This window comes from Streptococcus bovismuti (assembly GCF_042436615.2).
Taxonomy (GTDB): Bacteria; Bacillota; Bacilli; order Lactobacillales; family Streptococcaceae; genus Streptococcus.
Window position 1 is genome coordinate 511,846 of record NZ_JBHMFR020000001.1, and the last position, 24,470, is coordinate 536,315.

Here is a 24,470-nt window from a genome sequence, read left to right on the forward strand (position 1 = left end):
ATTTCTTTTCAACTGCTTATTTATTTGCAAAATAGTCTTCCCTGGTCAAGACATAATGAACTCTTGTCACGATTCGGCCTTCTTCATGCTGATCCATACAAGCATAAGCTTCTTCGTGGGAAAAACGCATTTCTGATTTCTCCATGACCTTTCCTGATGCAGGATTGTCCTTATCGTGAAGGGCAGTCAACTTATTCATCCCTATCTTCTCAAAAGCCAGCTCAATCACGGCTCGATTGGCTTCTGTCGTCAATCCTTGATTCCAATACTTTTTATTGATAATGTAGCCAATAGCCGCCTTCTTAAGAGCAGGATCAATCTTGTGCAAATCAATGGTTCCGATAAATTTACCATTACTTTTTAGTTCTATTCCCCAGCGTCCCAATGGATTGGCCAAGTAGAACTGAGCAATATTATTTTTGGTTTCTTCCAAGCTTTGATTGGTTGGAAAAGTGTAGCGCGTATTTTCTCTGTCCGAGGCATACTCAAACATTTCTTCCGCATCATCCAAGGTTACAGGTCTAAGCAATAAACGCTCTGTCTCCACTATTGGATACTGAGCTAGTTTTAAAAAGATTGATTCCATACGTTTCTACCATTTAAAAGTATTTTCTACCAGTCTAGCATAAAAAAGAATTGATAACAAGTTTCTCTTGCTTTTTAAAGCGGTTTCATATAGAATAAAATCATCACCTTATTTTATAGATAATTGTGATAAATCATTTACAACCCGTCAATAGAAAGGGAGTTTTTCTCTATGTTAATCGGAATTCCAAAAGAAATTAAGAATAATGAAAATCGTGTTGCCCTCACACCTGCTGGTGTCCATAGCTTAGTTGGTCGTGGTCATCGCATCCTTATCGAAACAAATGCTGGTATCGGTTCTGGCTTTACTGATGCTGACTATCAAAAGCAAGGAGCTGAGATTGTTTCTACTGCTGCTGAAGCCTGGTCGGCCGAGTTGGTCGTCAAAGTAAAAGAACCACTAGCTTCTGAATATGGTTACTTACGTGACGACCTGTTTCTCTTCACCTACTTGCACATGGCCGCAGCGCCTGAATTAGCAGATGCTATGTTAGCAGCAAAAACAACAGGGATTGCCTATGAAACTGTCCATGATTCCCAAGGCCAGTTACCACTCCTCGTTCCTATGAGTGAGGTTGCAGGCAGTATGGCAGTCCAAATCGGAGCTCACTTCCTAACTAAGCAAGCAGGAGGTTCTGGCGTCCTACTGGGTGGTGTACCGGGTGTACCTAAAGGAAAAGTAACCATCATCGGTGGTGGTGTCGTAGGGACCCATGCTGCCCGAATTGCGCTTGGTCTTGGTGCTCAAGTGACTATTTTAGATATCAGTGCGAAACGTCTTTCAGTACTTGAAGATGTCTTTGGCCATCAAATTCAAACTCTTATGTCCAATTCATTCAACATCGAATCAAGTGTCAGAGATGCGGATGTGGTGATCGGAGCGGTTCTCATCCCAGGTGCCAAGGCACCAAAACTGGTCACAGATGAGATGGTCAAGCAAATGCGTCCAGGATCAGTCATCGTTGACGTTGCCGTTGACCAAGGTGGCGTTATCGAGACAGCTGACCGTGTGACAACGCACGATGAACCTGTATATGAAAAACATGGTGTGCTCCACTATGCCGTTGCCAACATCCCTGGTGCGGTTGCTCGTACTTCAACCATTGCCCTAACCAATGTCACTCTTCCTTATATCGAATCTTTGGCTGGCAAAGGCTTCTCACAAGCAATCTCTGAAGATGAGGGCTTGCGCCAAGGTGTTACCACTTATCAAGGTTACTTAACCAGTCTTCCAGTAGCCCAAGGTCTCGATAAAAAATATACTCCAATTGACGAACTAATCTAAAAAAATCTAATTAGCAGATAAAAGAAAGAGCAAGTCCACCTGACCTGCTCTTTTATACTATTCTGTTTCTTCTTGGCTTTCTTCACGCTCTTCATTTTTAATTGGAGCTGGTTCATAAGCTCGGATAATCTGAGCGACAACAGGATGGCGAACCACATCCTTAGCTGAAAAATGAACAAAGTCAATCTGATGGATGTTCTTGAGTTTTTCTTGGGCATCAATCAAACCTGACTTGACATTACGTGGCAGGTCAATCTGACTGCTATCTCCATTGACAATCATCTTAGAATTAAAGCCTAAACGAGTCAAAAACATCTTCATCTGCATGATGGTCGTATTTTGCGCCTCATCGAGAATGACAAAGGCATCATCCAAGGTCCGTCCACGCATATAGGCAAGAGGCGCAATTTCTATAATTTCACGCTCCATAAGACGAGTCGTTTGGTCTTTTCCCAGAATCTGATACAAGGCATCATAAACAGGTCGAAGGTAAGGATCTACCTTCTCTTTAAGATCACCCGGAAGAAAACCTAGACTCTCTCCTGCTTCCACCGCTGGGCGTGTCAGGATAATTCGTTTGACTTGCCCACGTTTAAGGGCAGTCACTGCCAAGGTCACTGCAAGGAAGGTCTTCCCTGTCCCTGCTGGCCCAATTCCAAAGGTCACATCGTGCTGTTTGACACTATCCACATAAAGCTTTTGACCTAGAGTTTTGACACGAATAGGCTTCCCTGTATTATCCTTGATGATTTCTTCTTCGTAAAGGGCGACAAACTTGTCAATTTCATCGTTTTTGACCATACTAATTGCAGTCACCACATCTGGCGTGCCAACTGTCATCCCACGATTTACCAAGACCATCAAAGCCTGAATAACCTGACGGGCTTCCTCACAGGCAGTCTCTTCTCCCAAAACCTGCACAATCTCCGTACGAGCATGAATCACCACATCAAGCTCTTCTTCCATCAAACGAAGATGGCGTTCATTGGAACCAAAAAGATGAAACAAGTCATCTGGATGACTCAGTTGAATGTCTATTGAATGTTCCTTCAAATAAAGAACCTCTCTAATCCTTTTATTTCTTTTTATTATAGCAAAGGGATGGAGAAATTACTAGCCCAAACCCAGTGAATCATGCTAGTGTTCTAAGTATTCTTGCCAGATAGCGTCAAAGTCTCCTAGGTTAAAAGAGAAACTAGCATGCTCCTCCAAAAAGCGACTGACCTCATCAAAATCATCTGTGTGTTTTGGAAAGGCTGATTCTTCAAATGCTAGGTCTGCCAAGATAGCCTTGGGACTATTGCTTTTAGGATTGCGCTCAGTCATGAGCCAAGTGTAAAATGATTTTCTCATATATCTCCCTAAATCAACTCTGTCCCAAACTGGTCTTGTTTGATTTTACCAGCCTTCATCAAGCCACCGAGTGCTTTCTTGAACTGACCTTTAGAAATACCAAAGGTTGCCTTGATATCCTCAGGGGATGACTTATCATTCAAGGTCATAAAACCGCCATTGCTTTCCAAGTAAGTCAAAATCATCTGAGCATCATTTTCCAACATTTCAAAAGAACGTGGTTTGAGGGAAAGGTTCAAGGTACGGTCCACTTCACGGAAACCAATAACACGCGCATCCAACACTTGCCCCAAACGTGGTTCTGCATATCGCTCGCTAGGATGGATAAAACCAAGCATGTTATTTTCTGGCAGGTAAACAAAAGTTCCTGACAACTTGAGGCGGTATACAATGGCTGGCCAGTTTTGATTCTGCATGTTGTTGTAGGCAGGACGAGCCAGACGTTGGAAGTCTTCTTGATAAGCCAAGAGTCCCCAGATACGGTCTTTCTTGTCCACTTCAAGACGGATGTAGAGTTGGTCACCCTTCTTAGGCCATAGTTCCTTAAGTTCAGGGAGAATATCTAGCGATACTACGACTTCCTTGTCAGGAAGTCCTGTATCCACAAAGACACCCAAGTCTTTACGAACTTCCGTTACAGTTCCCCAACCAAATTGGTCCTGAGTGGCAGTCACTTCTAGAGTGGTCAGACGGAGTTTTTGCTTCATATCCGTGTAGGCAAAACCTTTGACCGTATCCCCTACTGTATGTTGACCTTCTTCCTTGGCAAGAGCATAGGTTTGACCATCCTTTTGCACAAAGTAAAAACGGTCGTTTTCATCGATAATCAGTCCAACGATAAAACTAGCAAGATTTGTATTCATATTTCCTTCTTTCGAATAAAACTCAGCCAGCAATGCCAACTGAGTTTCTCTGTTTATTTTTAGACTTCCAAGAGTTCTTTCTCTTTGTTGGCAGTCATGTCGTCGATGTGTTTAACAGCATCATCTGTTACTTTTTGAATGTCTTTTTCAAGAGTCTTCAATTCATCTTCAGTGATTTCTTTTGCTTTTTCTTGTTTCTTAGCTTCGTCCATAGCATCGCGACGGATATTGCGGACAGCCACTTTAGCATTTTCGCCGACCTTCTTCACTTCTTTAGCAAGGTCGCGACGAGTTTCTTCTGTAAGAGCTGGAATCACCAAGCGAATCACAGAACCATCATTAGCAGGTGTGATACCAAGATCAGAAGCGTTCAAAGCACGTTCGATGTCTTTCAATGAAGACTTGTCAAATGGTGTTACTAACAAAACACGCGCTTCTGGAATCGTAATTGAAGCGATTTGATTAAGAGGAGTTTCTACTCCATAGTATTCTACATGTACACGGTCAAGCAAGCTTGCATTGGCACGACCTGCACGGATACCACCAAATTCACGAGCAAGTGATTGGTGAGACTGGGTCATTCTCTCTTTAGCTTTTTCAATAATTGCGTTAGCCATATTCTTTCTTATTCCTTTTCTTCGATATTATTTGAAACTGTTGTTCCGATATTTTCACCAAATACGACACGTTTAATGTTGCCTGGTTGGTTCATATTGAAGACAACCAAGTCAATGTCGTTATCCATTGAGAGGGTTGAAGCAGTTGAGTCCATGATACGAAGACCTTTATTGATAACGTCACGATGGGTCAATTCTTCAAACTTAACGGCTGTTTTGTCCTTCTTAGGATCGGCATTGTAAACACCGTCGACGCCATTTTTAGCCATGAGGATGGCATCTGCTTCGATTTCAGCTGCACGAAGAGCCGCTGTTGTATCTGTTGAGAAGTATGGTGAACCAATTCCGGCACCAAAGATAACGATACGGCCTTTTTCAAGGTGACGAAGGGCACGTCCACGTACGTAAGGCTCTGCCACTTGTTGCATGGCAATAGCTGTTTGAACACGCGTATCGACACCAACTTGTTGCAATGAATCTGCCATCACAAGGGCATTCATAACAGTCCCAAGCATTCCTGTGTAATCTGCCTGAACGCGATCCATTCCTGCTTCTGCAGCAGGTTCTCCACGCCAGAGATTTCCTCCACCAATAACAAGAGCAATTTCGATACCTAAGCTATGAACTTCTTGGATCTCTTTTGCGATTGTTTGAACTGTTTGGATATCAATCCCTACGCCACGTTCACCGGCAAGGGCTTCACCTGATAACTTGATTAAAATACGTTTATACTTGGGATTCGCCATTTTCACTCTCCTTTTTTTATCCTACCTATTTTATCATAATTTCTAAGATTTTTATAGTATCATGAGCAATTCTTTCAAAAAAATTAGATCGTTAAAAATTCCTCTAAATCGTTAAGGGCACGCTCTGCAATTTTTTCATAACGAGCTTTTTTATCACGGATACGCTCGCCTTCCAACTCCTTGATAATCCCAAAATTGACATTCATTGGTTGGAAATGTTTGCTGTCTGCATGAGTGATGTAATGAGCCAGACTTCCAATCGCTGTGGTCTCTGGGAAGATAGCCTCACTTTCACCCTTGAAGAGTCGAGCGGCGTTAATACCTGCAACCAAGCCTGAAGCTGCTGACTCAACATAGCCTTCCACACCCGTCATCTGACCAGCAAAGAAGAGGTTTGGCTGTTTCTTAGAACGATAGGTTTGCTCAAGAAGATTTGGTGAATCCATGTAAGAATTGCGGTGCATAACACCATAACGAACAAACTCCGCATTTTCAAGACCTGGAATCATTTGGAAGACACGCTTTTGTTCTCCCCATTTGAGGTGGGTCTGGAAACCAACAATATTGTAGAGGCTACCAGCCGCATTGTCCTGACGCAGCTGAACCACCGCATAAGGTGTTTTAAATTCTCCATCACGAGGTCCTGTGTAGTCGTCCGGATACTCAAGACCCACTGGTTTCATAGGGCCATAAAGCATAGTTTTAATGCCACGCTTGGCCATGACTTCGATAGGCATACAGCCTTCAAAATACTTTTCTTTTTCGAAAGAATTAAGCGGAGCTTCTTCCGCGTTGACCAAGGCTTCATGGAAATCCATAAATTCTTGCTTGGTCATTGGAGCATTGAGATAGGCAGCTTCTCCCTTGTCATACCGAGACTTGAGATAGACCTTGCTCATATCGATAGTGTTAACATCGATAATAGGTGCTGCTGCATCGTAGAAATAGAAACCATCGCCGTCATTGAGAGCATGAATCTTTTCAGCCAAGGCATCACTGGTCAAAGGACCAGTCGCCACAACTGTGATAACATCAGTCGGCAACTCTGTAATTTCATCACGAACCACCTCAATCAAAGGGTGGTTGGCAACTTTTTCAGTCACCATCTGTGAGAAACCATCACGGTCCACCGCAAGCGCACCACCTGCAGGAACCCGTGTAGCCTCAGCAGATTCCAAAATAACAGAACCCAAGCGACGCATTTCTTCCTTGAGAAGCCCGACAGCATTTGTAAGAGCATCCCCACGAAGGGAATTAGAACAAACTAACTCAGCAAAATTGTCTGTTTTATGTTGAGGTGTTGACTTGACACCACGCATTTCATAAAGTTTAACTGGAATACCACGCTCTGCGATTTGGTAGGCTGCTTCAGAACCTGCCAAACCAGCACCGATAACATTGATATAAGATTGAGACACGACACTAATACCTCTTTGGGAGTGTGAAGACAAGTTTCACATTGAAAAAGCCAATCGGATTTACTTCGATTTCGAGTTTCTTGGTTCAGGCTGAAAAAGTCCACAGGACTTACTTCGATTTCGAGTTTCTTGGTTCAGGCTGAAAAAGTCCCCCGGACTTTTTCACTCCCACAAATCTTTCTAATTTTTTCTTCTACTAGTATAACAAAAAAAGGGAAGAAGGCAAACTTCCCTGTTTAGTCATTTTCTTCCCAGTCGTGGTAGGCAGCGTAGAGTTGACTCTTATTCCACTGGTAAAACTTAGCGACTTCCTTGATAGCTTGATTTTTCTTCATACCTTTCTGGATGCGGGCTTGGATTTCTGAGAACAAGTCTTCCTCGTCTTTTTCCTCCACATCCTGACTGGCACCTCCAACGATGAGAAGACATTCACCCTTGAGAGGCGTTTCAGAGATGCTTTCCAGCAATTCAGAGATCTTTCCTCGTTGGTATTCTTCATAGATTTTAGTCAATTCCCTAACCAAGACGACCGAGCGGTCACCATAAACTGCTAGCATATTTTCCAACGTATCTGCCACACGATGGGGCGATTCATAGAAAATCTGAGTTTCAGGATAGTCTTTTTTCAAGTCGAAAAATTGCTTTTGCTGACCTGATTTTCTCGGTAAAAAGCCGTAAAAGATATGTGGCTGTGGCGCTAAACCACTGGCAATCAAGGCAGAAATTCCTGCAGAGGCACCTGGAACAGTCACAACCGCAATTTCTTCCTCAATGGCTGCCTTTACCAAATCATGACCAGGGTCTGAGATGCTAGGCAAACCTGCATCAGAAACCTGAGCAATACTTTGCCCTGCTTTCAGGAAACCAATCAAATCAGGAATTTTTTCCTTGGCATTGTGCTCATGAAAACTGATTTGCTTGGTAGAAATGTCAAAATGCTTGAGCAATAGGCCTGTATTGCGCGTGTCCTCAGCAGCAATCCAGTCCACTTCTTTCAAGGTCTGAATAGCTCGAAAGGTCATATCATCTAGATTGCCAATCGGCGTTGCCACTAGGTACAGCTTGCCGTAGGGAGACTGCCCCTTAAAACTTTTTTGAATCTGCATGCCTACTCCCTGTATAACAACTCGTCACAGAACATACATTCCTCGTCCTGCTCTCGACGTTGTCCATAAAAATCATTACATACGTGAAAACCATCTTTATAAATTCGACGGACACTTTCACGAACATGCTTAGCCTTGACAGGAGCGTCTGCTTCCACCTCACCCAAGCGTTCGCGCAACTTACTATTTTCCAAACGAAGAGCTGTATTTTCCTCTACCAGGCTCTTGAGATTTTTCTTGATGGCTTCCACATCGGCCAAGGTTACCAATAACTGTTGGGAAAAATCATCCAGCGCGTCAAATAATTCTTTTTTGTCCATAAAACAGCCCTTTCCTTTCTTTATCATTCATTTTTGAGTTTATATTTCTTTCAAGACCAGATATTCCATGGCATTTTGAAAGCTGACATTAGCTTGCCACATTTTTCTAGCTTCTAGCAAATCTTGTAGAATCACTCTTACTCTTGCTTGTAGGATATCTTGTCCACAGAGAACTTCAAGAATCCGTAAAACCTGATCTTGTTTTTCCTTGTCATCTGCCAAGTTGGCTAATTTAGCAACCTGCAGATAACTTTCTTTTTTCTTAGCTACTAACCAAGTCAGCAGGCGTTCACTTTCATCGACCAAGGTCCAAAAGCCTGCCTGATTAGCCAACTTTTCTGCTTCAGCTCGCGATTGACTAAACTGAGCTAGGAAAGTCGCTTTTTTCTTAACCAGTCCCATTTGTTCTAAGAGCAAGATGAGCTTCTCTTCTTGTTTTTTAAAGTGAAAAATTTGCGTCCGACTGCGGATTGTTGGTAAGATCTTTTCCTCATCGCTGGTCAAGAAGAAAATATAAACCTCACTCTGGGGTTCTTCGATGACCTTGAGCAGAGAATTGGCTGCATTAGGATGCATTTTCTCAGCTTGCTCGATAATAAAGACCTGTTGTTGGCTTTCAATCCCTGCTTGAGAAAACTGCCCCACCAATTCTCGAATCCGTTCTGTCTTGATGACCTGATTGACTGGCTTAATCAAAGTCACATCGGGAAACTCTTCTTGTTCAATCAGCTTGCAATTTCGGCATTTCTCACATGGTAAAACGCCTACCTTATCCGTACAAAAGAGGCTCTTAGCTAAAAATTGCGCCATTTCCAAGCTTCCAAAGAAACCTGAAAAGAGATAGGCATGATTGAGCTGGTCTTGTTCTAGGATACGGACAAAGCGGTCAAACTGGGCTGGTTGCCAAGCCTTTAGTTGATCTTGTTTCATTTAGCAAAGTCCATTCTCTCAAACAAAACTGCCTTGGTAGTTTCTACAACTTGCCCCAAAGGAAGACTGGCATCAATCTTGACAATGCGATTTCCTTCTTTGTCCAGAAGAGAAAGGTAGCCTTGACGAACTTTTTTATGCAAGTCCAACCCTTCTAAGTCCAAACGATTGACCTCACGATTGCTATTAGCAGCAATGCGAGCCAGTCCCTCTTCCACCTCGATGTCAAAATAGAGTGTCAAATCGGGTTTAAGGCCATCTGTCGCAAACTGATTGAGCCAATCAATGGCGTCAATATCCAAGCCACGACCAAATCCCTGATAGGCAACGGAACTATCGATGAAGCGGTCCATAATGACCAACTTGCCAGCTTCAAGTGCTGGAAGAACTTTTTCCACCAAGTGCTGTCTGCGACTAGCAATATAAAGAAGCAACTCTGTCTTCGCATCCATCTGAGTATGACTTGGGTCCAAAATTACTTCCCGAATCTTCTCTCCTATCAAGACACCTCCTGGTTCACGGGTCGTCAGCACCTCTACCCCTTTTTCCTCTAAAATTGGTAGCAGAGCCTCTAAAACACTGGTCTTTCCTGCCCCCTCTGGTCCCTCAAGAGAGACTAAAAATCCTTTTGACATGTCTAACTCATTTCTTTTTTACTACTTCTATTCTATCAAAAAAATAGGGGTTTGTGACAATCTTTTTGCTTCTCATTTCAACCACCATAAAAGAGGCAGACAAAACTACCTCTTATTTACCTAGTTCTTGTGTTCGTTTGTAGGCTTGACCAACTGCATCCATGACTGTTCCTCGAAAAGCATGCGCTTCTAGGCTTGCTACACCAGCGATAGTCGAACCACCTGGGCTACAGACTTGGTCTTTCAAGACCCCAGGATGTTGCTGACTTTCAAGGACCAATTGCCCAGCTCCTACCACGGTTTGAGCTGCCATTTTTAAAGCTGTTTCCCGTGGCAATCCTGTCTGAACACCTGCATCTGCCAAGGCCTCAATAAAGAGATAGACAAAAGCCGGCCCACAGCCTGCAAGACCTGTCGCCGCGTCGATTAAGCCTTCTCCTAGTTCAACCAAGAGACCAGCCTTAGTTAAAAGCTGACAAAAGAGATCACTGTCCTCAACCCTGCAATTAGGAGACAAGGCATAGCTAATCACTCCTTGACCGATAGAAGCAGGAGTATTTGGCATCATACGAATAATTCTGTGTTGATTTGGGATAAGACTTGCTAGTTTTTCTAAAGTCAATCCAGCTGCCATGGAAATCAAAAGAAGACTTTCTCTTTTTTCAAGGATGGTCTGGTATTGAGAAAGCAGTTCAGAAAACTGAGCAGGCTTAACTCCTAGAAAAATCACATCTGCTTCTGCGAAGATTTCGTCATTGCTAGAAGCCTGACCGCCAAAGTCGGCGATGAAAGCATCCACCTTGGCTTGACTACGATTGGCAAGGAGAAGGTCATCACCCGTCTTGGCCTGCAAAACAGCCTTGGCCAAACTAGCACCCATATTCCCCAAACCGATAAATCCAATCTTCATCTCTTACTCCCTTATCTGTCCGTCACCAGTAACCACATACTTGTAGCTAGTCAACTCCTTCAAGCCCATTGGACCACGCGCGTGCAGTTTCTGAGTAGAAATCCCCATTTCACAACCAAGACCAAATTGGCCTCCATCTGTGAAACGAGTTGAGGCATTGACATAAACCGCTGCTGAGTCCACTTGATCTGTAAAGTAAGCTGCAGCTTCAGCATTTTCCGTCACAATGGCATCCGAATGATGGGTACTGTGAGCTTCAATGTGGGCAACCGCTTCTTCTAAACTGCTCACAACCTTAACAGCTAGGACATAGTCTAAAAACTCAGTGTCAAAGTCTTGGGCCGCAGCTGCTTTACCTGAAACAAACTGACTCGCTTTCTCATCCAAGCGGAATTGAATTGGTTCCAGACCAGCTTCTTTTCGATCTGAAACCAGCACTTGCTCCAAGCGAGGAAGGAAGCTTGCTGCTTTGTCTTTATGAACAAGTAGAACCTCCATGGCATTGCAGACAGAAGGACGACTAGTTTTGGCATTGTTGATGATAGATAGAGCCTTATCTTCATCTGCGTCCTTATCGACATAAACATGAACAATCCCAGTTCCTGTCTCGATAACTGGTACGATAGCATTCTCAACCACGGCATTGATCAAGCCAGCCCCTCCACGAGGAATGAGAAGGTCTAGATAGCCCTTGGCCTTCATCATGGCATAGCTACTTTCACGGCTGGTATCTTCCACCAGTTGAATCACATCTGGGTGAATAGTAGTCGTTTCCAAGCCCTTCTTCAAGGCTGTGACAATGGCATGGGCAGTTTGATAGGCATCCTTCCCACTACGAAGAACAACCGCATTTCCACTCTTGAGAGCCAAAGCAACTGCGTCTGACGTCACATTTGGACGACTTTCATAGATAATACCGATAACACCCATAGCCACACGTTTTTTGGTGATAACCAAACCATTTTCAAGATGACTTGTTTCTAAAACTTCACCTATTGGATCTGGTAAGGCAACCACTTCACGAATCCCAGTTGCCATTGCTTCTATACGCCCTGCATCCAAATAAAGACGATCCAGCATCACATCTGAGATTTTACCCTTAGCAGCTTCCATATCGAGGGCATTGGCCGCTAAAATTTCCTCAGTAGCAGCCACTAAGTGATCAGCCATGGCTAGCAGAGCTTGGTTTTTCACGACTTCACTGGCTGTGTTGATTGATTTTTTAACAGCCTGTACCTGTTCAAATTGTTCTTGTGTACTTACCATAGTTTACCTCTAAAATTCTGTAAAGAGTAGTTGGATTTCAGGAGTAATGGAAATCCAATCGTCACGGTGAATCAAGACCCCCTTGGCTTTTTGAGAACGCAACATATCCTCCAAAGCAGATGCTCCAAATTGCACACGTCCTTTTCCAAGTGATTTTCCACTTTCCTTGTCAAATACTGTCACGATATCACCGTAAGAAAAGGATCCTTCTGCGTCAACAACACCAGATAAGAGAAGACTCTTTCCATGTTGAGAAAGAGCTTCTGCAGCCCCTTTATCAACCCAAATAGAACCTTGACTCTGAGCATAAAAGGCCAGCCATTGTTTCTGGGTACGAAGTCCCTTCTCTTGAGCAACAAAGTAGGAACCATCCTTGGTCTCCTCAGCTGCCTCAATCATGGCATCTGACTTCAAGGATGAGCAGATATAAACAGGAACTCCTGATTCTGTCGCAATAGTTGCAGCCTTGATTTTTGTTAGCATGCCCCCAGTTCCGTTTGAAGAACCTGCCCCACCGGCCATATCAATAATCTCACGATTGATAGTCTCGATTTTCTCCAAGCGTTTGGCTGTTGGATCTGAATTAGGATTTCCAGTATAAAGACCGTCTACGTCTGTCAGGAGGACCAAAAGGTCTGCTTGGACCATGGCCGCTACCTGTGCACTCAGAGTATCATTGTCGCCAACCTTGAGCTCATCAATGACGACACTATCATTCTCATTTATGATAGGAATCGCGCCACGGCTAAGTAGAACTGACAAAGCCTGATGGGCATTTTTATAACGGCGCTTATCCACAAAATCATCCTGAGTCAGTAAGATTTGTGCAGAAACGATTTGGCGCAAGAGAAGATTGGTCGTGTATTCTTCCAACAAAAGCCCTTGTCCTACCGCTGCTGAAGCCTGTTTATCAGCAATCTTAGTCGGACGCTTTTTAAATCCTAAGGCCCCAAAACCTGCAGCAATGGCACCTGACGACACCAAAATCAATTCATGACCAGCTTCGTGCAACATAGCCAATTGCTGGGTAATAGCCTTTACCTTACTACGTGATAAACTTCCATCCTCATTTGTCAGAGAAGAAGTCCCCACCTTAAAGACAATCCGTTTGTATTTCATAGTCTCACTCCGATTCTTCATATTTATCCATTATAACATGAATGGCAGGAAATAGAAAAGAGTTGATAGGAAAAAGAAGGCCCTAAAACCTTCTTTTTTACTGCTGTTCTGATTCCGATTTATTTGCACTTGTTTCAGTGCTTTGTGAAGTTGAAGAAGTCAAATCTTGACTAGTTGAAGAACTTGTAATACTTTCGTGTTGACTCGTTTCTTTATTTTCAAGATCTTTTTTCACTACTTCATTGGATTCTTTTATTTCTGAGTTACTTGTATCTCTAGTTGTAGCAGATTTCTCTACCGGAACATCCACTAACCAGGCACCACTTGAATCAACAGTATAGCCTTCTGGTGTCTTACCGTTCACAAGTAATTGACCATTTTCTTTCAAGAAGTACCATTTATCCTTGTCTTTAATCCAACCAACAGCTCGTGAACCGTCTTCCTTATAGAAATACCAATCATTTGCCTTTTTAAGCCAGCCTTGCTTCATAGCTCCTGATTCTTCTAGATAGTAATGATGACCAGAAACTTCTATCTCGCCTGTCTTCATGGTACCAGTAGAATCCATATAGTACCAGGTTTCTTTATCTTTTACCCAGCCCGTTTTCATTTCCCCTGATTGAGCAAAATAGTACCATTGTCCATCAATCTTACGCCATCCTGTTATCATATCCCCATCATTTGATAGATAATAGGTCTGACCGCCAGTATTAAGCCAACCAGTCTCCATCTGATTTTCTTTGTTGAAATAATACCAGCTTCCATTGATTTTCTTCCAATTTTTAGCAGATGCACCAGAGTCTGTCAAATAGAACCAACGATTGTTCCATTTTTTCCATTGATTCTGTAACAAGATACCCGTTTGGTTGAAGTAATACCATTCACCCTTGATTTCATTCCAACCAACTGCATATTCTCCTGTAGAGTCAGGCGCTTGATACCACCAGTTTCCATAAGCACTCTTATGCCAACCAGCTTGAAAACTTGGAATCTGCTTGTAAGAAGTTGAAATATTGACAAAACCATCTTGTCGAATATCAAAAACTGTCGCATCATAGTCTTTGCTGGCTGCGTTAATTCTCTCAATTCCTCGTTCTTTGAGCCAATTGACATACTCACTATCAACACCATTTTTCCAAGGTAAACTATCCGAAGTTTGAACAATCAAACTCGGACTCAAATTTTTAATGAAATCCTTGGTGTTTGATTTATTGGTATCATAGTGATGATTAAACTTCATCAAATCAACTTTTCCAATGAGAGGACCATACTTGTCTTCTGCTCCATGAGCATTATCCAAATCTCCTCCGAGGTAAATTTTCTTACCATTGACTTTCACTACACTAATCAAAGAATTAGAATTGTCATCCCAAATTTTCTTTAATTCACCTGATGAATCAGTTTCATTTTCATAGTTATAGAGTTGAATATCCATGTCCCCAAACTGAAAATGAGCATCCCCTTGTGTAATGTTTTGAATAACTGAAACACCTTTTTCTGCAGAAGTCTGTAAAACCTTATCATAGCCATACAGATTATCCCATAGATGAGTTGGTGTTGTAATCCGACTATCAGAGTATTTTTTCATGTAGATACGACCAACTGGATAGGTTTGCAGTAACTCATCAACGTTTCCAATATGGTCACTATGGGTATGGGTTACCAAAATAAAATCAAGTTTTTGGACACCCAATTCCTTTAAATGTCGCGAAACACGATCTGTCAGAACATGCTTATAAGATGTTTCAATTCCTTCTCTCCATGGGTAACGAGAATCACTTCCATCTGGGAAATCATAATCTTCTCCTGTATCCACCATGGCAAAATGTCCATTACTTTCAAGAATGATCGCATCACTGCCACCTTCCTGAACATTTATAAAGTGGATTTTATTTCCTGAACTTTCTTGAGCTTGAACATTCCCATGAAATGACAAGCATAAAAAAGCACCTGCAAGTGCTAAACTAGTTAATTTCTTTTTCATTCTTACTTTCTCAATCTCTCCAATGTTTCCTTAAAAATCTCTGGGATATCTGCTGTAAATTCCATGGTCTCACCTGTTCTCGGATGGGTAAAGCCTAGAGTCTTGGCATGGAGAAATTGTCCATGTCCTTTCAAAGTCTTGCGAGGACCATAGACCTCATCACCAGCGACTGGATGGCCAATATAAGCCATGTGAACACGGATTTGATGAGTGCGTCCTGTCTCTAGCTGCAACTCTACCAAGCTGTAATCACCAAAACGTTCCAAGACGTGGAAACGGGTCACTGCAGGCTTCCCTTTAGCAGTCACAGCCTGTTTCTTACGGTCTTTTTCACTACGGCCAATCGGAGCTTCAATCACACCACGATCATTAGGCAGATTTCCATGAACAATAGCCCAATATTTTCGGAGAGACTTTTTATCCTTGAGTTCTTGGGCAAGTGCTAGATGCGCCTCATCGTTTTTAGCAATCATGAGAAGGCCAGACGTATCCTTATCAATACGATGAACAATTCCTGGGCGTAGAACCCCATTGATACCCGACAAGTCCTTAATATGATACATAAGGGCATTTACTAGAGTTCCACTAGTATGACCAGCACTCGGATGCACCACCATCCCCTGAGGTTTGTTAACGACAGCCACATCCTCATCTTGGTAGATGATTTCTAACGGAAGATTCTCAGCCACATACTCTAAGACCTCCGGCTCTGGCACATGGTAGGTGACGACATCGCCCTCTTGGACTGTATATTTAGCTTTTTTGACTTGACCATTGACCAAGACCTGGCCTGATTTGATTTGTTCATTCGCGAGACTACGTGATAATTCTGTCAAATCTGACAAAGCCTTATCCAAACGCAGGCCACCAGTTTCAATTTTAATTTCCATTTATTTCCTCTTTTAGCATTGCAATCAATAAAATAATCACTCCAACAGTCAGATAGCTATCTGCCACATTGAAAATTGCAAAATTGATAAAGTCCACATGAAACATATCCACAACAAAGCCCTGACTGATCCTGTCAATAAAGTTTCCAAGACTACCTGCAATAATCAAGGTCAAACCCAAGACCATCCAGAGTGAGTCCTCCATGTGTTTATGTAAATACCAAATGGCACCAACCACGACAACCAGAGTAATGACAGCGAATAACAACTGCTGATCTTGTAAGATAGAAAAGGCTGCCCCTCGATTTTGCAGGTAGGTCAAGCTAACGAAATTGGGAATCCAAGATCGTACTTCACCCAATGGAATTTGCTGGACGATATAGGATTTTACCAACTGATCAAGCCCAATCAAAAGCAGTACAATGACTGCCACTATTCCTCTTTTTTTCATGATTTCCTCTTCTGATTAAAATATTCTTGCATAACTTCTACAAAGAGAGTCCCAGCTTGACTCAGCTCCACTTCTTCACGTTTAACATAAACCATGCGATTATCTAGGTTATCCTTGAGACGAATAACTGTGATACCATTAACACTATCACTATCTAAAAATCCAGAACCTGTCGCATAGGCGTCCGTCCGCTCTAAAATACCATTCAAGGTAGCACGGTCTGTCACATTAAACATCTGTGAGCTAGCACTGGTATCGACAAAATTCTCTGAATAATAAAGGTACTCGTCTTTCTCTTGAGTAAAACGAACCGTTGGTAAATCAGCTAAATCCTCCATGACCAATTCCTCTTTCTGGGCTAAAGGATGCCCTTCACGAAGATAAATATGGGTATGAAAGGGAATCAATTCAATGACCTCAAGGCCTAACTTTTCAACCCGTTGCATGATCCCTTTTTTATTTTGATTGTTGAGGTAGATAATCCCAATCTCACTGTGCCCTTGGGCCACTTCGTCTAAGATTTGAACAGTAGTTGATTCAAAAATACGAAAGTTCTTATAGTCAGGATAGCGCTCTGAAAAAGCCGTAATCGTCGGTGGCAAGAAGTCATAGTGCTGACTAGCAATGGAAAATTCATCTTTTTCTTCTTCAGGATTGGCATACTGATTTTGAAAAATATCAAATCCTTTAACCAATTCTTGCGCTTTTTCGTAAAATTCCATACCACGACGGGTCAAGAAAGTCCCTGAGCTGGTCCGACGGAAAATCTTAAAACCCAACTCTTTTTCCAAATCACGAACAGAAATGGACAGACTCGGCTGACTAACATACATCTTTTCAGCAGCTTCACGGAAAGTACCGCTATTCGCAATAGCCACAACATAGCGTAATTGTTGAATGTTCATCTTCTACCCCCAACTTCTTTATCTTTTCATTATACCATATTTTAGAAGTTTTCCATCGAAGAAAAATAATGTTACTCATAAAATTCATCTACACTAAGAACGAAAAAAATCATGGGTATCAAAACAAAAAAAGAGGCTCTCCGAAAACTCGGAAAGCCTTATTTAATGCTATTTCTAGCTTCCTCGCCTTTACATTTCAAGGCTCGGGATAAAAAGGTTCACTGGACCTTTTTATTTAGCGATTGGGTAAACAGAAACCTGCTTTTTATCGCGTCCTTTACGTTCAAAGCGTACTACGCCCTCAACTTTAGCAAACAAAGTATCGTCTCCACCACGACCAACGTTTACACCTGGGTAGATGTGTGTACCACGTTGACGGTAAAGGATTGATCCACCTGTTACAGTTTGTCCGTCAGCTGCTTTAGCTCCAAGACGTTTAGCTTGTGAATCACGTCCGTTTGATGTAGAACCTCCACCTTTTTTGTGGGCGAAAAGTTGCAAGTTGTTAAGAGTCATTTTTAACATAATGTTTTCCTCCGTGTTAGTTTTCTGTGATAACTCTGGTTTGGACGAACTCAGAAGAGTTCTCCGATAAGTTTGCCATACCTAAGAAAAATGATTCAAAGAATAACTGGGTCATTTCTCTCTGGTGTGAAGGAAGATCTTTTGGAATTTCAACCATCAGATAGCCACCTTCATCTTCGTTTAATTCTAGGATTGGTTCATAGCCTGCAAATTTCTCAATAGAATTGATAAAGTTAATGGCAAGCGTAGAAACCGATGCACACACGACATCTAAGCCGTATTCGCCACTCTCGGCGTGTCCAGTAATTTCCGCACTCCTCAGCTCGCCATCTTCGGCTCTCTCAAAGACTGCTTGTATCATGTGTTCTCCTTAAAATTAAGCGTTGATTGCGTTGATGACAACTTTTGTATATGGTTGACGGTGACCTTGTTTACGGTGGCTACCTTTTTTAGGTTTGTACTTGTAAGTAACAACTTTCTTTTGTTTTCCTTGTTTTTCAACAGTTCCAACTACAGTAGCTCCAGCAACAAGTGGAGTTCCGACAACAGTGTTTTCACCACCAACAAGAACAACTTCGTTAAAAGTAACTTCTTGACCAGCTTCAACGTTCAATTTTTCAACGTAAACTGCTTGACCAACTTCAACTTTAACTTGTTTTCCGCCAGTTTTGATAATTGCGTATGTGCTCATTATGCACCTCCTATGATTTTTATGGGTTTCCCCGAATTTTTGTGAAGACTCGCCTAGCATCGTGGGACGAACCACTTAAACTTGAATAATCAAGCAACGATGTTCGTGCGGTTGCACAGGAACGTGCATAGTCAACTCTTCAAGTATAGCATATCTCCTGTTTTCTTACAAGTAATAACACCTAAAATGAATCTTTTTCTTTTACTTTTTTCCGCCACTTGGCAAAAAGCATGCTGAGGTAAAAAATACTCATCATAATAGGAACACCAAGAATGGTCTTTTCATGATAGAAAATCGTCAAATAGGCTGAAAAGACAACGCCAAGGACAAAACTACTAAGCAGGCTAACAAATATGAATCCTTCACGCAAAAAAGGTGTGTGCTTGGTTCGGAAATAATCTCCAAAAGCCAGCATGGTCCGTTTGATATTCCCTGTCATAAAAGCGTTATTATAGGCAATACCCGACACTTCTCCAAAAGCAGTCGTCACCAATCCCATACAGAAGGCCAAGGGCGGTACTAGATAGATATTATCTACAGTCTGCGGTACAAAACCAATAATGATTGATAAGATTGCTAAAGGAAGCAATGACAAAATTGGCTTTTTCACAATTCTCAATTTTTCCTTATAAACAGTTAATAAAAAGACCCCCATCATAAAAGCTAGCAATGTGAGAACCTTGTCCCTAACATCTGAAACATTATTTTGAATTAATTCTACTGAAAGAAAGACGACATTCCCAGTTTGTCCAGCTACAAGAGTATTCCCTCGCACAATAAAAGTATAGGCATCTACATATCCTGCACAAAAAGTCAAAAAAAGCGCTAGCCTCTTAGACTGACGTGATATTTTTCTTATAGGTAATAACCTCATTTTCCCTCCCATTTCATTTACTCATCTCATTATTGTACCACTTTCTTTGGAAAAGACCTAGTAGCTTATTTGAAATTTTTTCCCCTCTGTTGGATAGTCCCGTCTATCTATGTTATAATGAAAGAAGGATTTGAAATTGGAAAAGGAGTAACTATGCTTAAATTAGGTGTCATCGGAACAGGGGCTATCAGCCACCACTTCATAGAAGCAGCCCATACCAGTGGAGAATACAAGATGGTCGCAGTTTATTCTAGAAAGATAGAAACTGCAGCAACCTTTGCTTCTCGCTATCAGGATATCCAACTCTTTGATCAATTAGAGGACTTCTTCAAGAGCTCCTTTGATGTGGTCTATATTGCTAGTCCAAACTCCTTGCATTTTGCTCAGGCAAAAATTGCATTGTCTTCAAGTAAACACGTCATTCTTGAAAAGCCAGCTGTCACTCAGCCACAAGAATGGCTGGATTTGGTTCAAACAGCTAATAAAAATCACTGTTTTATCTTCGAAGCAGCTCGTAATTACCACGAAGAAGCTTTTACTACTATCAAAAACTTTTTAGCAGACAAGCAAATTTTGGGAGCAGATTTCAACTATGCCAAGTATTCTTCCAAAATGCCTAACTTGTTGGCTGGGGAGACACCTAATGTCTTCTCAAATCGTTTTGCTGGCGGAGCCCTTATGGATTTGGGGATTTATCCTCTCTACGCTGCCGTTCGCCTCTTTGGAAAGGCTCAGGACGCGACCTACATGGCTCAACAGCTTGACAATAGCATGGACCTGAATGGAGATGGAATCCTCTTCTACCCAGACTATCAAGTTCATATCAAGGCAGGGAAAAACATCACTTCCAATCTTCCTTGCGAGATTTATACGACAGATGGTACCTTGACCCTCAACACCATCGAACATGTCAGCTCAGCTATTTTTACCGACCATCAAGGCAATCAAGTCCAACTCCCTATCCAACAGGCTCCTCATACGATGACTGAGGAAGTCGCTGCATTTGCACACATGATTCATCAACCAGATCTGAATCTCTACCAAACTTGGCTGGAAGATGCAAGTTCAGTTCATGAGCTACTTTATACCATGCGCCAGACTGCTGGCATTAGATTTGAGGCAGAAAAATGAAAACCAAACTACCGACTGAATGGCAAGAACTGAGTGACCAACTCGGTTTCCAAGAATTTACCCCCATTCAAACTCAACTATTTGAACCCCTTCTTGCGGGAGAAAATCTTCTAGGAGTGAGCCCAACAGGAACTGGTAAGACCCTAGCTTACCTCCTACCAAGTCTTCTCAGACTACAAAAGAAAAAAGCCCAACAACTCTTGATTCTAGCACCAAATACTGAGCTTGCTGGACAGATTTTTGATGTATGTAAAACGTGGACTGAAGCTATCGGCTTGACTGCTCAGCTCTTCTTATCAGGTTCGAGTCAGAAACGCCAGATTGAACGCCTAAAAAAAGGACCAGAAATTCTGATTGGAACTCCTGGCCGTATTTTTGAACTCATTAAACTGAAAAAAATCAAGATGATGAATGTGGAAACTATCATCCTGGATGAATTCGACCAATTGCTCGATGATTCTCAGATTCACTTTGTCGAGAAAATTACCCACTACGCACCGCGTGACCACCACCTGGTCTACATGAGTGCGACGACCAAGTTTGACCAAGAAAAGATTGCGCCTAACACGCGCACCATTGATCTCTCTGACCAAAAATTGGATAACATCCAACATTTCTATATGCAGGTAGACCAACGTCACCGAGTGGATATGCTACGAAAACTAGCTCATGTAGAAGATTTCCGTGGTCTGGTCTTCTTTAACAGCTTGTCAGATCTTGGAAGTGCAGAAGAAAAATTACAGTATCGTGATATCTTAGCTGTATCTCTAGCTAGTGATGTCAATGTTAAATTTAGAAAAGTTATCTTAGAAAAGTTTAAAGATAACCAACTGTCCCTTCTTCTTGCAACAGACCTTTTGGCTCGTGGGATTGATATCGATAGCCTCGAATGTGTTGTAAACTTTGATGTCCCTAGAGATATCGAAATTTACACTCACCGTGCTGGCCGTACTGGCCGTATGGGCAAGGAAGGTTATGTTATCACTCTCGTCACCCATCCTGAAGAACTCAAAAAACTTAAGAAGTTTGCAGGTGTCCGTGAAATTGTCCTAAAAAATCAAGAACTCTACATCAAATAACCCCCCCTTTGCTCTATGCCCATCAAGTGTATAGAGCTTTTTTATGTAAACAATTCTTCAATTTTATACTCAATGAAAATCAAAGAGCAAACTAGGAAGCTAGCCCAGACTGTACTTGAGTACGGCAAGGTGACGCCGACGTGGGTTGAATTTGATTTTCATTGAGTATTAGTTCAATATTCGAAAAAAAGAACCTTGCAAAGCAAGATTCTTTTAGTGTCTGACTTAAATAATTGTTCTTCTGGGAACTTAATCGAATTAAGCTTCGATTTCTGTAACCATACCTGAACCAACAGTACGTCCACCCTCACGGATAGAGAATGTAGTACCTTGTTCTACGGCGATTGGGTGGATCAACTCAACGTCGATAGTCACGTTATCACCAGGCATTACCATTTCAGTACCTGCAGGAAGTTCGATTGAACCTGTAACGTCAGTAGTACGGAAGTAGAATTGTGGACGGTAGTTGTTGAAGAATGGAGTGTGACGTCCACCTTCTTCTTTAGTAAGGATGTAGACTTCACCTTTAAATTTAGTGTGTGGGTTGATTGAACCTGGTTTAGCGATAACTTGTCCACGTTCGATTTCATCACGTTGAACACCACGAAGAAGGACACCTACGTTATCTCCAGCAAGACCTTCGTCAAGTTGTTTACGGAACATTTCAACACCAGTAACAACTGCTTTTTGAGTTTCTTCTTTGATACCAACGATTTCGATTTCGTCGTTGACACGAACAGTACCACGGTCGATACGTCCTGAAGCAACTGTACCACGTCCAGTGATTGAGAATACGTCTTCGACTGGAAGAAGCAATGGTTTTTCAGTGTCACGTTCTGGTTCTGGGATGTACTCATCAACAGTGTTCATCAATTCCATGATGATGTCTTCGTATTTAGAGTCACCTTCAAGAGCTTTAAGAGCTGAACCTTGGATAACTGGAAGATCGTCACCTGGGAAGTCGTATTCTGACAAGAGGTCACGGATTTCCATTTCAACCAATTCAAGCAATTCTTCGTCGTCTACCAAGTCAATTTTGTTCATGAAGACGATAAGGTGTTTAACACCAACCTGACGTGAAAGAAGGATGTGCTCACGAGTTTGTGGCATTGGTCCGTCAGTTGAAGCTACTACAAGGATAGCTCCGTCCATTTGAGCGGCACCAGTGATCATGTTTTTAACGTAGTCCGCGTGTCCTGGAGCGTCGATGTGAGCGTAGTGACGTTTTTCAGTTTCGTACTCAACGTGCGCAGTGTTGATAGTGATACCGCGTTCGCGTTCTTCTGGAGCAGCATCGATAGACGCATAGTCTTTTGGTTGGTTAACTGCTGAAGGCAAGCGACGTGCCAATACAGTTGTGATAGCTGCAGTCAAAGTAGTTTTACCGTGGTCAACGTGTCCGATAGTACCAATGTTAACGTGTGGTTTACTACGATCGTATTTTTCTTTTGCCATTTGAGTAAAAGCCTCCAATAAAATATATTTTATAGATAGACAGTAGGCAATACAGTCTAACTTTCCTTACTATTTTATCAAATTTCAGCTAAATTGCAAGTGTTTTACAAAGTTTTTGTGAATTATTCTTAATCTACTAATCTAAACGGTATTTCTACTCCCATCACTTCTTTAATGAAAAAGAAAAATCAGGAATTTCCTGATTTTTACTTAGCTAATTCTCTTTCTCGTTCTTTCATTATTTTATGATTTTCATACAAACGTGATAAAAACTTAGAAATTTCTTTTAAGATAGAATAGGTTGGTACTGCGACAATCATGCCAATGACACCATAGATATTACTTGATAACAAAAGTAATACTAAAATCGTAATTGGATGAACCTTCATCACTCCACCAACGATTCGAGGGTAAAGGATGTTCCCATCTACTTGTTGAATAATCAACATATAAACAACTGCAATCAGCATTCTATGAGGATCAGTAAAGACATTGGCGATAATCATCGGAATCAAACCAATACTTGGTCCAACATAAGGAATGAGATTGGCCAATCCTGAAAAGATGGCAAAGACCAAAGCGTATTTCAAACCAATCACGCTATATCCGATAAAGGCCAAACAACCAATAATAATCGCATCAATAGCAACTCCACTAATATATCGAGCAATTGTAGTATTCAAATTTTTTAAAAGACCTGTAATATGCAACTTATCTCGCTTTAAAACAGTACGCTCAAGCATCGGCAAGAATTTGTGGCCATCTAACAAAAAATAAATTAAAAATACAGGTGTCATGATAATAATCAAAACAGTACTAAAGAGCGCAGATAAGACACTTCCAACACTATTCGTTACACTATTTAGGATATTCTGTAGAATATCTACATAAGAGAGATTTAACTGTTGAATAGTCGCTTGAATATCTAAATTTTGAAAGGCTGGATAAGTGGATAAATCGATAATCAAATCTTGCAGACGACTGTAGATTGTCTGACTTGTAGCAATCAAACTTGTCAGCTGATTAATCAAAATCGGTAAGAGATAGACGACCCCAATAACTAGCCCACAAACCAAGGCGCACAAGGTTAGTAGAATACCAATGATACGGTTAATTTTGAAATACTTTTGTAAAAAATTTACAATAGGATTGGTCAAATAATATAAAAAACCACCTAAAAGAAAGGGAATCATTATAGTGTTTGCGACACTTACAAAAGGCGTTATAATCCCACCCATCTGTCTCCATAAATAAAAGATGATGGTTAATAGTAAAATCTCACTGGTCCAAAAAAATAATTTATTCTTACGAAACATGAAATACCTCCATTCA

At 41.7% G+C, this 24,470-nt stretch carries 27 protein-coding genes, 1 pseudogene and 1 other annotated feature; of the genes and pseudogenes, 4 read left to right on the top strand and 24 right to left on the bottom strand.

Translation table 11 applies throughout. From position 1 onward, the window contains the following. Window positions 1-16 precede the first annotated feature (16 nt). Window positions 17-586, bottom strand: coding sequence for a GNAT family N-acetyltransferase (locus tag ACERDH_RS02475; RefSeq protein WP_386682732.1), 570 nt, complete (start codon window positions 584-586; stop codon window positions 17-19). 171 nt (window positions 587-757) lie between these two features. Between ACERDH_RS02475 and ald the strand changes: the two genes are divergently transcribed. Continuing rightward, complete coding sequence (gene ald, locus ACERDH_RS02480) at window positions 758-1,870, top strand: alanine dehydrogenase (protein WP_261082740.1); 1,113 nt, start codon at window positions 758-760, stop codon at window positions 1,868-1,870. A gap of 57 nt (window positions 1,871-1,927) precedes the next feature. On the opposite strand, the gene ACERDH_RS02485 is transcribed toward ald, so the two are convergent. From ACERDH_RS02485 to ACERDH_RS02565, 17 genes are all read right to left on the bottom strand, one after another. Further along, complete coding sequence (locus tag ACERDH_RS02485; RefSeq protein ID WP_261082739.1) at window positions 1,928-2,923, bottom strand: PhoH family protein; 996 nt, start codon at window positions 2,921-2,923, stop codon at window positions 1,928-1,930. A gap of 84 nt (window positions 2,924-3,007) precedes the next feature. Continuing rightward, window positions 3,008-3,223 (bottom strand): YozE family protein, encoded by a 216-nt coding sequence (locus ACERDH_RS02490; protein WP_001232084.1) that lies wholly within the window; start codon window positions 3,221-3,223, stop codon window positions 3,008-3,010. A gap of 8 nt (window positions 3,224-3,231) precedes the next feature. Further along, entirely contained in the window at window positions 3,232-4,086 is an 855-nt protein-coding gene (gene cvfB, locus ACERDH_RS02495) for an RNA-binding virulence regulatory protein CvfB (protein ID WP_084854007.1), read from the bottom strand. Between the two features lie 59 nt (window positions 4,087-4,145). Further along, the gene (gene frr, locus ACERDH_RS02500; RefSeq protein WP_001262225.1) at window positions 4,146-4,703 is read right to left on the bottom strand and encodes a ribosome recycling factor; all 558 of its coding nucleotides are present in this window, start codon (window positions 4,701-4,703) and stop codon (window positions 4,146-4,148) included. Window positions 4,704-4,711: 8 nt separating this feature from the next. Next, window positions 4,712-5,449, bottom strand: a complete 738-nt coding sequence (gene pyrH, locus ACERDH_RS02505) for a UMP kinase (protein WP_000002996.1) — start codon at window positions 5,447-5,449, stop codon at window positions 4,712-4,714. An 83-nt stretch (window positions 5,450-5,532) separates the two neighbouring features. Further along, complete coding sequence (gene trmFO / locus ACERDH_RS02510) at window positions 5,533-6,867, bottom strand: methylenetetrahydrofolate--tRNA-(uracil(54)-C(5))-methyltransferase (FADH(2)-oxidizing) TrmFO (RefSeq protein ID WP_386682684.1); 1,335 nt, start codon at window positions 6,865-6,867, stop codon at window positions 5,533-5,535. 236 nt (window positions 6,868-7,103) lie between these two features. Next, a complete protein-coding gene (gene rsmI / locus ACERDH_RS02515) occupies window positions 7,104-7,973 on the bottom strand; it encodes a 16S rRNA (cytidine(1402)-2'-O)-methyltransferase (protein ID WP_386682681.1) in 870 nt (289 codons plus the stop codon). Window positions 7,974-7,975: 2 nt separating this feature from the next. Then, window positions 7,976-8,293, bottom strand: coding sequence for a DNA replication initiation control protein YabA (gene yabA / locus ACERDH_RS02520; protein WP_000358227.1), 318 nt, complete (start codon window positions 8,291-8,293; stop codon window positions 7,976-7,978). Window positions 8,294-8,332: 39 nt separating this feature from the next. Next, complete coding sequence (locus tag ACERDH_RS02525; protein WP_386682678.1) at window positions 8,333-9,223, bottom strand: DNA polymerase III subunit delta'; 891 nt, start codon at window positions 9,221-9,223, stop codon at window positions 8,333-8,335. Beyond that, entirely contained in the window at window positions 9,220-9,858 is a 639-nt protein-coding gene (gene tmk / locus ACERDH_RS02530) for a dTMP kinase (RefSeq protein ID WP_084951282.1), read from the bottom strand. The genes ACERDH_RS02525 and tmk overlap by 4 nt, the downstream gene beginning before the upstream one ends. A 112-nt stretch (window positions 9,859-9,970) precedes the next feature. Beyond that, window positions 9,971-10,768 (bottom strand): pyrroline-5-carboxylate reductase, encoded by a 798-nt coding sequence (gene proC, locus ACERDH_RS02535; RefSeq protein ID WP_084926431.1) that lies wholly within the window; start codon window positions 10,766-10,768, stop codon window positions 9,971-9,973. Between the two features lie 3 nt (window positions 10,769-10,771). Continuing rightward, window positions 10,772-12,034 carry a glutamate-5-semialdehyde dehydrogenase gene (locus ACERDH_RS02540; protein WP_261035927.1) on the bottom strand — a complete coding sequence of 421 codons (1,263 nt, stop codon included), beginning with the start codon at window positions 12,032-12,034 and terminating at the stop codon, window positions 10,772-10,774. 9 nt (window positions 12,035-12,043) lie between these two features. Continuing rightward, the gene (proB, locus tag ACERDH_RS02545; RefSeq protein WP_023947776.1) at window positions 12,044-13,153 is read right to left on the bottom strand and encodes a glutamate 5-kinase; all 1,110 of its coding nucleotides are present in this window, start codon (window positions 13,151-13,153) and stop codon (window positions 12,044-12,046) included. Between the two features lie 97 nt (window positions 13,154-13,250). Then, window positions 13,251-15,137: a phosphorylcholine esterase CbpE gene (gene cbpE / locus ACERDH_RS02550; RefSeq protein WP_070527304.1), complete on the bottom strand. Its 1,887-nt coding sequence runs from the start codon at window positions 15,135-15,137 to the stop codon at window positions 13,251-13,253. A 2-nt stretch (window positions 15,138-15,139) separates the two neighbouring features. Further along, window positions 15,140-16,027: an RluA family pseudouridine synthase gene (locus ACERDH_RS02555; RefSeq protein ID WP_386682671.1), complete on the bottom strand. Its 888-nt coding sequence runs from the start codon at window positions 16,025-16,027 to the stop codon at window positions 15,140-15,142. After that, complete coding sequence (gene lspA, locus ACERDH_RS02560) at window positions 16,017-16,478, bottom strand: signal peptidase II (RefSeq protein ID WP_386682668.1); 462 nt, start codon at window positions 16,476-16,478, stop codon at window positions 16,017-16,019. The genes ACERDH_RS02555 and lspA overlap by 11 nt, the downstream gene beginning before the upstream one ends. Further along, window positions 16,475-17,383, bottom strand: coding sequence for a LysR family transcriptional regulator (locus tag ACERDH_RS02565; protein ID WP_001025694.1), 909 nt, complete (start codon window positions 17,381-17,383; stop codon window positions 16,475-16,477). Before ACERDH_RS02565 ends, lspA begins: the two co-directional genes overlap by 4 nt. On the opposite strand from ACERDH_RS02565, the pseudogene ACERDH_RS02570 reads away from it, so the two are divergent. After that, window positions 17,376-17,447, top strand: a pseudogene (locus ACERDH_RS02570) (AraC family transcriptional regulator); the annotation flags it as partial. The gene ACERDH_RS02565 and the pseudogene ACERDH_RS02570 overlap by 8 nt on opposite strands. Window positions 17,448-17,614: 167 nt before the next feature. Here the strand turns inward: ACERDH_RS02570 and rpmA are convergent. From rpmA to ACERDH_RS02590, 4 genes are all read right to left on the bottom strand, one after another. Then, a complete protein-coding gene (gene rpmA / locus ACERDH_RS02575) occupies window positions 17,615-17,908 on the bottom strand; it encodes a 50S ribosomal protein L27 (protein WP_000916509.1) in 294 nt (97 codons plus the stop codon). Window positions 17,909-17,924: 16 nt separating this feature from the next. After that, entirely contained in the window at window positions 17,925-18,269 is a 345-nt protein-coding gene (locus tag ACERDH_RS02580; RefSeq protein WP_000613699.1) for a ribosomal-processing cysteine protease Prp, read from the bottom strand. Window positions 18,270-18,284: 15 nt separating this feature from the next. Beyond that, window positions 18,285-18,599, bottom strand: a complete 315-nt coding sequence (rplU, locus tag ACERDH_RS02585) for a 50S ribosomal protein L21 (RefSeq protein ID WP_000109141.1) — start codon at window positions 18,597-18,599, stop codon at window positions 18,285-18,287. Window positions 18,600-18,634: 35 nt separating this feature from the next. Beyond that, window positions 18,635-18,722, bottom strand: a sequence feature (ribosomal protein L21 leader region). Window positions 18,723-18,780: 58 nt separating this feature from the next. Beyond that, entirely contained in the window at window positions 18,781-19,485 is a 705-nt protein-coding gene (locus ACERDH_RS02590) for a YoaK family protein (RefSeq protein WP_386682576.1), read from the bottom strand. Between the two features lie 141 nt (window positions 19,486-19,626). Between ACERDH_RS02590 and ACERDH_RS02595 the strand changes: the two genes are divergently transcribed. Beyond that, window positions 19,627-20,604 carry a Gfo/Idh/MocA family protein gene (locus tag ACERDH_RS02595; RefSeq protein ID WP_033684979.1) on the top strand — a complete coding sequence of 326 codons (978 nt, stop codon included), beginning with the start codon at window positions 19,627-19,629 and terminating at the stop codon, window positions 20,602-20,604. Beyond that, the gene (locus ACERDH_RS02600; protein WP_386682573.1) at window positions 20,601-21,683 is read left to right on the top strand and encodes a DEAD/DEAH box helicase; all 1,083 of its coding nucleotides are present in this window, start codon (window positions 20,601-20,603) and stop codon (window positions 21,681-21,683) included. Before ACERDH_RS02595 ends, ACERDH_RS02600 begins: the two co-directional genes overlap by 4 nt. 258 nt (window positions 21,684-21,941) lie before the next feature. Here ACERDH_RS02600 and tuf read toward each other — a convergent pair whose 3' ends face one another. Further along, on the bottom strand, window positions 21,942-23,138 hold the full coding sequence (tuf, locus tag ACERDH_RS02605) for an elongation factor Tu (RefSeq protein WP_001040720.1): 1,197 nt from the start codon (window positions 23,136-23,138) through the stop codon (window positions 21,942-21,944). Window positions 23,139-23,344: 206 nt separating this feature from the next. Beyond that, window positions 23,345-24,454, bottom strand: coding sequence for an AI-2E family transporter (locus tag ACERDH_RS02610; protein WP_023947789.1), 1,110 nt, complete (start codon window positions 24,452-24,454; stop codon window positions 23,345-23,347). Between the last annotated feature and the right edge of the window lie 16 nt (window positions 24,455-24,470).